At 30.2% G+C, this 1,574-nt stretch carries 2 protein-coding genes; both read right to left on the bottom strand.

Going from position 1 to position 1,574, the window contains the following annotated elements:
* Window positions 1-376: 376 nt before the first annotated feature.
* A complete protein-coding gene (locus tag ACI3VO_RS07065) occupies window positions 377-1,372 on the bottom strand; it encodes an SPFH domain-containing protein (RefSeq protein ID WP_439757230.1) in 996 nt (331 codons plus the stop codon).
* 47 nt (window positions 1,373-1,419) lie between these two features.
* Window positions 1,420-1,574: NfeD family protein (locus ACI3VO_RS07060; protein ID WP_439757231.1), on the bottom strand; the 155-nt coding region annotated here is incomplete at its 5' end.

The following is a 1,574-nucleotide window of genomic DNA, read 5'->3' as shown; positions in this document are numbered from 1 at the left end:
TGTCTAAAGCATTACCACTTTTAAAGCTATCTATATTTTCTTTCTTTATGATATCCAAATAATTAATAGAAATCCCCCCCTTTTTAAATAGTATTTTCGCAATCAAGTTATCTATATTCTATTTTAGACTAAAATCCAAGAATTGTATACAATATTATTATTAATTATGTAAATTTTTTTTAATTTTTTTCCAGGAAAATCTTTTCTTTTTAAGGAAAACATTTTCATAACTTTTTTTATTAAAAAATTTCATGAAAATTTTGCACTAAATTTTTTCAATTTTTTTAGGAAAATATTTGCAGAAAACAAAATAAAAACTCCCCTAAATCAACACTATTTTTTAATAGTATTATTATAGGGGAGCTTGCTTTTATTTTTATTCTTCTGTAAAGTCAATTTCTTCTACTTCAGTTTCTTTTTTGCTACTATCCTTTGCATCGCTTAAAACTTCTTTTATGCCTTTAAATGTTCCTAAAAAATTAACTGCTTCTGATGGTAGGACAAGCTTAGTAGATTTACCTTGCGCAACTTTTTCAAGCGCTTCCATAGATTTAAGTGCTAACATGTTGTCATCTATATCAGCTTCCTTCATAGCCTTAAATACTTGTGTAATAACTACTGCCTCTCCTTCAGCTCTTGCTTTTGCAACCTCTCTGATAGATTCTGCATCACCTTGAGCCTTAAGAATTCTAGACTGCTTATCACCTTCAGCTTCTCTTATCATAGCTTCCTTCTTAGCTTCTGCTCTAAGTATAGCTGATTGCTTTTCACCCTCTGCTCTAAGTATTGATGATGCTTTTTCACCTTCTGCTTGAAGTATAGATTCTCTTCTTTCACGTTCTGCACGCATTTGTTTTTCCATAGCAACTTGTATATCATGAGGAGGCATTATGTTTTTAAGTTCAACTCTGTTTACCTTGATACCCCATTTATCAGTTGCTTCATCTAGTATAGCTCTCATCTTTGTATTTATAACATCTCTTGATGTCAATGTTGCATCTAAATCTAATTCACCTATAATATTTCTAAGTGTAGTAGCTGTTAAATTTTCTATTGCTGCATTTGGATTTGCTATTTCAAATACAAATCTAATAGGATCTGTTACTTGGTAGTAAACTACTGTATCAATTTGCATCGTAACATTATCCTTTGTTATAACTGGTTGAGGTGGAAAATCCTCTACTCTTTCCTTTAAATCAATTCTATAAGATAGAGTATCGATAAATGGAACTAAAAAATGTACACCCGTATCAGCCTTTTTGTGGAATTTTCCCAATCTCATTACAATCCCCACTGTAGATTGTTGAATGACCTTAACACACTTAATACTCATTATAACTACTATTATAATTAATATAATAATAACTGGCATGTAAAACTACCTCCTTTATTTACTAAATTATTATTTATCTGTCGCTTCTATTTGTTTAAATTAGTACTAGTGACCTCTCTAACGATAAGCTTTACACCTTCAATTTCAATAATTTCTACAACCTTGCCCTTTTCAATTTTTAATTCATCCTTAGATATAGCTGTCCATTCTTCACCATTTAGCTTTACAACTCCTGATTCAT

It is taken from the genome of Intestinibacter sp. (genome assembly GCF_051866655.1).
In the GTDB taxonomy this organism is placed as follows: Bacteria; Bacillota; Clostridia; order Peptostreptococcales; family Peptostreptococcaceae; genus Intestinibacter.
This window is presented reverse-complemented; position numbering and strand designations above follow the sequence as displayed.

Excerpts from the sequence above, each read along its gene's own strand:
- ACI3VO_RS07065 (WP_439757230.1), bottom strand. The coding sequence starts at position 1,372 with ATGCCAGTTATTATTATATTAATTATAATAGTAGTTATAATGAGTATT.